General features: G+C 26.1%; 7 protein-coding genes and 1 riboswitch. Of the genes, 3 read left to right on the top strand and 4 right to left on the bottom strand.

Annotated elements, in window-relative coordinates; translation table 11 throughout:
* Positions 1 to 9: 9 nt before the first annotated feature.
* The 3 genes from KGF52_RS19525 to KGF52_RS19515 all read right to left on the bottom strand — a co-directional run bounded on the left by KGF52_RS19525 (position 10) and on the right by KGF52_RS19515 (position 4,217).
* Complete coding sequence (locus tag KGF52_RS19525) at positions 10 to 834, bottom strand: hypothetical protein (RefSeq protein WP_227827985.1); 825 nt, start codon at positions 832 to 834, stop codon at positions 10 to 12.
* A 271-nt stretch (positions 835 to 1,105) separates the two neighbouring features.
* Complete coding sequence (locus KGF52_RS19520; protein WP_227841330.1) at positions 1,106 to 1,873, bottom strand: ABC transporter ATP-binding protein; 768 nt, start codon at positions 1,871 to 1,873, stop codon at positions 1,106 to 1,108.
* A 10-nt stretch (positions 1,874 to 1,883) separates the two neighbouring features.
* Positions 1,884 to 4,217, bottom strand: coding sequence for an FtsX-like permease family protein (locus KGF52_RS19515; RefSeq protein WP_227841329.1), 2,334 nt, complete (start codon positions 4,215 to 4,217; stop codon positions 1,884 to 1,886).
* Positions 4,218 to 4,712: 495 nt separating this feature from the next.
* Positions 4,713 to 4,806, top strand: a riboswitch (cyclic di-GMP riboswitch).
* Positions 4,807 to 4,891: 85 nt separating this feature from the next.
* Between KGF52_RS19515 and KGF52_RS19510 the strand changes: the two genes are divergently transcribed.
* Complete coding sequence (locus KGF52_RS19510; protein WP_227841328.1) at positions 4,892 to 5,374, top strand: SH3 domain-containing protein; 483 nt, start codon at positions 4,892 to 4,894, stop codon at positions 5,372 to 5,374.
* A gap of 245 nt (positions 5,375 to 5,619) precedes the next feature.
* On the opposite strand, the gene KGF52_RS19505 is transcribed toward KGF52_RS19510, so the two are convergent.
* A complete protein-coding gene (locus tag KGF52_RS19505) occupies positions 5,620 to 6,150 on the bottom strand; it encodes a PadR family transcriptional regulator (RefSeq protein ID WP_227841327.1) in 531 nt (176 codons plus the stop codon).
* Positions 6,151 to 6,524: 374 nt separating this feature from the next.
* Between KGF52_RS19505 and KGF52_RS19500 the strand changes: the two genes are divergently transcribed.
* Positions 6,525 to 7,019, top strand: coding sequence for an AAA family ATPase (locus tag KGF52_RS19500; RefSeq protein ID WP_227841326.1), 495 nt, complete (start codon positions 6,525 to 6,527; stop codon positions 7,017 to 7,019).
* Positions 7,020 to 7,327: 308 nt separating this feature from the next.
* On the top strand, positions 7,328 to 7,726 hold the full coding sequence (locus KGF52_RS19495) for a hypothetical protein (RefSeq protein WP_227841325.1): 399 nt from the start codon (positions 7,328 to 7,330) through the stop codon (positions 7,724 to 7,726).
* Positions 7,727 to 7,797 lie beyond the last annotated feature (71 nt).

Raw genomic sequence — 7,797 nt, 5'->3', positions numbered from 1 at the left:
ATTAAATAGTTACTCTAAATCATTTTTTATTGTATCTAAGTTATATTTTGCATCATCATTATTTTGATTAATATCTAATGACTTATTTAAAAATTTTTTTGCATCATCATATTTTTTATTACACATTAATATAACTCCCTTTAAATTGTATGCATCACTTGCTTTCTTTTTATAGTTAGAACTTTTTTTATCTAAATATTTTAAGCAGTTATTAATTGGAAGTAGAGCCTTATCATAGTCATCTAAATACATATAGTTAGATGCTTCTATATAGTAAAGATCTGAATTGCTAGGATCAGCATCAGTTGCTTTTTTTAGCAATATAGCAATTTCCTTAAAAGATTCTTCTGAAAATTTTTCGAGTTTTAGATATACAAAATCAAGGTACCTAGAACTAAGGTTACTTTTAAAATTTTCATGCCACAATAACTTATATCGATTGTTTTCAACTACAAAGTATCTATCAATTTTTAAAGATTTCTTTTTTCTAGAAAGCATATCTTTCATATCATAAGTTTCTTCTAGTTTAATAAGATTCTTATATTCTTTTTTATCATATTTATACTTTTCTATATTCTCTTCTTTTCCTAATTTATAGCCGATTACTTTTTTGGTCTCGATTAATACATCCTGATACTCTTTAAACCTTTCAAGACCAACTTTTTTCTTGGTGTCTTTGCTTAGTAAATCATATGCTGTTTCATAATCTCCAGAATTTACTCTATCAGTATACTTTTTTGCTACTTCACTAGCACTTTCTCTTGGAGAACATCCTGTTATTAATATTGCAATTAATACTATTAATATTAAAGGTACTCTTTTAATAATGTTCATAATATAATCCTCTATAATTAAATATTTATTAATTTTATTTTATCATCAAACATTGGATAAGTCATCAGCTTTAATATATATGTGAAGTAGATAGTTTAATAAAATGTTGTATATCTTAATTTAGATATATGAAAAATTTCTTATAAATAATTAAGGATTTAAAAAGTTATACTTATATTATTTTCTAGATCCTCTAATAATAGATTTTTTTACTCATAACCATTTTGATTTTATACTACTAGTAACATCTGTTTTATTCGTACTAATATTTCTAAAAACCTAATTCTAATAACCAGTTTGTAAGTTTGTTTTCTCTTTCTTTTAAATTGTTATTATATTCATTAAATTTTCCTAATATAATTTCTCCTATGATTACACCATCGGACATAAATACTACTCGTTCTGTTTTTGCTGCAACTTTGGCATCATGAGTCACAAGCATAATGGTCGTACCAGAGTGGTTGATATCTAAAAGAATATCCATCACTTCATTTGTTACTTTAGAATTAAGTGCACCTGTTGGTTCATCTCCAAATAAGATTTCTGGAGTATTAATTAAAGCACGGCATATAGCTGCTCTTTGAAGTTGACCACCAGAAACCTGAGTAATATCTTTATCTTTGATTTCTGAAATATTTGTCTTATCCATAAGTATTTTTGCTCGTTCATTAATTATTTGGCGGCTTTCTTCCTTTCTCAAATAGGCAGAAAGGACTATATTGTCAAAGATATTTAAATTTTTCAGTAAATTGCTTTGTTGAAAGATAAATCCCATTTTTTTTAATCGTATCCTCGATAATTCTTCTTCAGACATATTAGAAATTATTTCTCCGCAGAATGTAATGTTTCCAGATGTGAGTTTATCCATACCACTTAAGTTATAAAGTAGAGTTGTTTTTCCTGAGCCAGAAGCTCCCATAACAGATACAAACTCTCCATGTTGAATGGTTAAATCAATTCCTTTTAAAACTTGATGTATATTCTCTTTGCTGATGACATATTCTTTACTAATTTTTTTAGCTTCTATAATATTATTCATAATATACCTCTTATTCTATGATAGACATAATTTTTATTTTTTTGATTGTCATACTGATTGCTGTGATAGCAATAGATACAGTTATAATTAAAGTTATTGGACAAATTATATATACAATTATTGGATTTGTTATAAATTGTAAATTAGATATACCAGAAAGAAGTAGCCCTGCTATTTTTTGACCAATTGTATTTGATGCAATAGTTCCTAAAATAATTCCAGTTGTAAGGACTAATAATGCTCTTGCAATATATTGAGTTCGTATATTTTTAATAGAGAAGCCTAAACTAAGCATAATTGCAATTTGTGATGTATCTTTAGCAATCAACATTTTAAAAAACATTGATGTAATAAATCCAGAAATCGAAATAGATAGAATAACAGCTAGCTTTATAACAAGTCTTAATTGGCTAATAACAGAGCCTAATGTCTGACTTACATAATCGTCCATATTTGTAACTTTTGCGGGATAACAATTCATTCTATACTGATTTAATTTATCTGTTAAATTAACTCCAGGTTTCATATTTAAATTTATGACATGCCATAAAATTGTATCTTCTTTGTAAGGTAGCATCGCTTTTGCAGTCTTACCACCATATGTAACATCTTGATAAATTCCACTAACAGTAAGGATTAGCTCATTATCTTTTTCTGAAAAAATAGATAAATTATCTCCAACACTTTTCCCTAATTCATCAGCATTTATAACAGATAGAGCAATCTCATTTTCATTTGTTGGTGCAGAACCCTTTACATATTCAAGTGGAAAAGTTGAAAAATCTCCATTTTCTATTTTCATATTTTCTATCGTCCCATCCTGGTTCATTACCTTATAAGAACTCGTTATAAAGGAAGCATACTTTTCAACATCATTGTCACTTTCAATAACCTTCAATATAGAATTAAGATGGTTTTGAGTTTCATTTGTATGTTGTAAATCAATGCGAATATCACTTTGACCAGCTCCCATATAAGTAATAAATTCTGGAGACTGAATAGTATTTAGAAAATTAAGTGGTACAATCATAAGGAAGATGCAGACAGCATAAACAAAGCAGAGTAAGCTATAAATGGTAAATCTTTCAGTTACTTCATTTAATCCTAAAAAGAGATTAACATTTGTTATTTTGCTTTTGTATAGTTTTAGACTATATCTGTTTCGCTTAGTGTTCATTGAAGTACCTGTTTTTAATGCTTCTACTACTGATATTTTATTAAATCTTTTGAGTATTAGATTACAAAAGAATATAACTGCTATAAATACAATAACTGCACCAATTAATGGAATAAAAATAGCAAAAGCACTTTTTTCTACTGTGCCCATATAAAGATTGATATTTTCTGTAAAAAAAGTTCTAATAAATAATGAGGTTATATAACCAAAAAAACTTGCTGAAGATGCAATCAATAGATATTTTGCCAGATACAACTTTCGGATATTACCACTTTGGATACCAATTGCTTTCATAACACCAATTTCACGATAATCTTCCTCAATAGTTGCAATTAGTGTAAATCGTAAGCATAAAGTAGCAATTATAATAAGTAGAACACTAATTAAGATAATAATTGCAACTACAATGCCATCAGATAATGCATTTAGCATTTGATAAAGAGAATAAGTTATTGATGTTCCTGTTTGTGGAAGATTAGTTGATTGATATAACGTTTCAAATTCACTAATTTTATTTATATCATTTAATAGAAACTCAATCAGGTACTCACTTTCACCCAAGTTAGCATGTAAAGTATTCCAATCATCATTACTGATTAAGAAACGCTTTGAAGTAACAAGGGAAGGGTTCATTTGTACATCACGTACAAAGTCTTTTATTGTAAATTCCATGAAGAAATCACCATTGACTATTTGTATCTTATCTCCAACATTTAAATTATTTTGTTTCATGTAATAGACAGGAACCCCTATTTCTCCATTTTCTACTTGAAATATCTCATTATCCATGTCTAATAAAAAATCGAACTTACTATTTTGCCTCACAAAACTATTTTCTAAAACACTGTCAGACTGGCTTTTTTTCTCATTTCCTAGAAAAATATTTCTTCCATTGATATTTAGGAGTTCAACAGTTTGTTGTTCTTTTACAGACGTAGTTGAAGCTGTAAATTTATTGATTGATTTTTGGTTTAATTCTCCAGAATACATTTGAACATAGTGAGGTGCACGAGATTGTCTAAACAAGGAAGCCATAGAACTAGTAAGTTCTATAATGATATTTGTAGCACTAGATACCAACATAGCTGCCAGTAAAATAAATATGAATAATGCGACTGTTACTACTTTATTTCTTGTTAAATCTTTTTGTAATATTCTTTTTAACATATTTCATCCTCGTTTCTTAAAAATTTCTAAAAATTAAAAATAGCATAAGTATAGCAATGTAAATAACTGAAGTAAGTAAACTGAGTTGAATATAAAAAAGCTCAAGTAAGTGTATCATAAGTTATTTTTTATTAATGCTGTATATTGATAAGAGATAACAATAGCTACCACTATTTTCATCAAAATTTTTATTAGGTAGTCTTTATGTACTTTCATAATCATACAAATATATATACATGTTATAATTATATTTGGCAATAGACTGACCGCCGGTTTATAATAATGATACAGTGTTATACTTCTTTTGTCAAGTAAGCTTTAAAAAAATTATATGTTAGGTAAATTACTATTTTATAGATGATTTATAGACAATAATAATTTATTTAGTAATATAAAGATATTTTTTATTTATTATTAATTAAAAATTGAATTTATATTTAATTAATATAAAATTTGAGGGAATATTATTTTGTAAATGTTTAATTTGTGTTATTATTCAGATATAGGCAATATTAGATAAATCTAATGACGCAAAGCTATAGGGACTAAAATCTTTATATAATAAAGGTCATGTCAGCCAGTTGCCAAAAAGATAATAATTCTTTTTGTTAAATTTATTTTTTAAGAGTTAGGTATTTTTAACAACTTAAAATTTGGCAAGAGGAGGGCTTGAAATGATATCTGAATTAATGTTAAAAAACTTTGATGAATCTAACCTCAATTTTAAGACTAAGATTAAATTGAATTTAAGAGAGAAACCAGATATAAACAGTATGAAATTAAAAAGCATACCAGAAGGAAAAATGGTTAAGTTAAATTGTGTAGATGGAAAATGGGCAGAAGTTGAAAGTAATTATGACAAAGGTTGGTTACTCTATAAATATTTAGAGAAATTGAGCAACACTAAAAGTAATAATATTCTAGAAAGCAGAAAAAGAAATTACATAGGAAATATAAAAACTAATGGTTTAAATCTAGAATTAAGAAATGACAGAACAACAGATTCAAAAATAATAACTACAATTCCTGATGGTTTTAAAGTTGAAGTCTGTTATAGTGTTGGAAAATGGTCAAGAATTAATATCCACAAAAATGGGAAAAGATATTCTGGATATGTATATAGCCAGTATGTAGAAGAATATTCGATTTTGGCATAATCATATATAATAAGCTTTATAAAAAAAGAATCCTATAAATGCAAGTTGTCATAAGGCTATATAAAAATATATTGAGAAGTAGCTCTTATACAATAGCTAAAGGCAATAAATAAAAATGAATATAATATAGATTGGCACTTCATATGAGGTGCCCTTTCTATATATATGCAAGAAGAGTAAATGAAATAAATACAAAACAGTAGACTATGAATTATATGTGGAAAGACATTATTTACAGTTTTTGTTTAACCTTTATAAACAGCTAATAATCTTTTTGTTCCAGAAATCTCTGCTAATACTATATCAATCATACGTTTTACATTAGCAACATGAAATTCACTAACTTCCTTTTCCCAGTCATCATCATCTTTTTGCTTAATTCCTGTTAGATATTGATTTAAAATTTCTAATCGTTTTTCTAAAAGATTTTTTCTTTCTTCTTTTTCTAGGCATTCAATAAAGAATGCTGTAATAGAAAAAATATTAGTGTCATAATCGAATTTCAAAATAGAGTTTCTCAAAGTATCATGAAATTCTGTACTTCCTTTTTCTGTGATTGTGTAAACTGTTTTGTCTGGCATATTACCATCCTTTTTAACAGTACCTAAAATCAATCCTCTTTTTTCTAAAGTTTTAATTGTAGTATATACGGTTGAGTCTGCGATATTAAACCAGTACTTTACATTCATGTATTCTAACACTTTTATAATTTCATAGGCATTAAGAGGTTTTTCATTTATTAGGCCTAAAAGCATTGTTGCTGGTTTTGATAACATTACAATTCACTCTCCTTTGTAATATTTATTATTACATAACTATATGTATATATTAGTTCTATATTAAACTACTGTTATCTAGCAGTATTATTGTATCATGGAATTTTGATAAAAGAAAGCATGAATATGGATTATGCTACAAATTAATAAATGTATAAATTTTAATTTAATTATTTCAAGAATTTAAGTGATAAAAATGATTTATAAGTTTAATTTTCTACTTAAGCTATTTAGGAATGAATATAAGATAACTAAAGATAACAAAGCAATTGTATATGGTATGAATAATATGATAGATGTTAAAGTATTATTTTTATATATTGATGTGATAAAATATGACTAACAAATAAATTGAACTTTGAAAGGTGAAATGAATGAAAAATATTTATATTATTGGTGGTACAATGGGAGTAGGCAAAACAACAGTATGCCAGTCTCTAAAATTAATCTTGAAAAATAGTGTTTTTCTTGACGGTGATTGGTGTTGGGATATGCATCCATTTCAGATTACTGGTGAAACGAAAAAAATGGTTCTTTCAAATATTTGTGCATTGCTGAATAACTTTATAAAATGTAGTGCTTTTGACAATATTATTTTCTGTTGGGTAATGCATGAACAAAGTATTATTGATACTATTATATCTTGTCTAGATATATCGGATTATAGAATAATAAAGATTTCTTTACTTTGTGATGAAACTGTACTGAGAAAAAGGTTGAAGAGAGATGTAGATGAAGGTTTGCGTTTTACTGATGTAATAGAAAGAAGTGTCAAGTATTTATCATTGTATGAAAGATTAGCAACAACTAAAATTAATGTTTCTAATAAGTCTGTTAAAGAGATTGTTGAAGAGATATCTGAATTGTAAAATTTTAGTTTTAACTCCAATGTTAATGATAGTATAGTATTGTTGAACATTCCTCTGTTGATTGAGAAGTGTAAAAAAGGAATTTATTACTTACTTTTATTTGTGCAAGTCCTACTGTTCTAGTTGGATGAAGAATAAGGGCGAAAAAATATAGTCAAATTTTAATATTTTTCTAATATTATTAGAAGTATTTTTAATAAAAAACATATCTGATATAAAATAAATTAGAAATTTGAAAAAATTTGTAGTTTTTGAGTGAGTATATATTATAATAAAATAGATATAAATTTTTTATGAGGGGAAAAGAAATGAAAAAAAAGAAAAAATTGATTAGGATAATTATATGTTTTTTACTGGTAATCAGTATTGTAAATCCACTTCAAGTAGAAGCTGAAATTATTAACGATTTGAGTACATCTGTTTACTCAACACAAACGAACTATACATCTAGTAATGCTAAGTTTAAGACTATTAAATCTAGAAAAAGACATAGAAGTAGTAGGTCAAATAAAAGTAAAATAAAACTAAAAAAACGAAGTACAAGTAATAGAAGGTATAGAAGTGGAATTAGAAATAAACATAGTAACAGAAATATAAAAAGACACAGTATAATATCAAAGTTGATATTGTTAGTAATAGTGATATTTATCATTATAGCTATAGTAATAGTAATATTCATTAAAAGAAATAAGAAAAGATTTTATTAAGATATAAAAATAGAATTAGTAGAGTTTTATTAAGAATAATTCAAAAATTACATAAAAGAGCTAGATAAATG

The organism is Clostridioides sp. ZZV15-6597, assembly GCF_020657815.1.
Classification (GTDB): Bacteria; Bacillota; Clostridia; order Peptostreptococcales; family Peptostreptococcaceae; genus Clostridioides.
The sequence above is the reverse complement of the archived record's forward strand: the minus strand, read 5'-3'. Positions and strand labels throughout refer to the sequence as shown.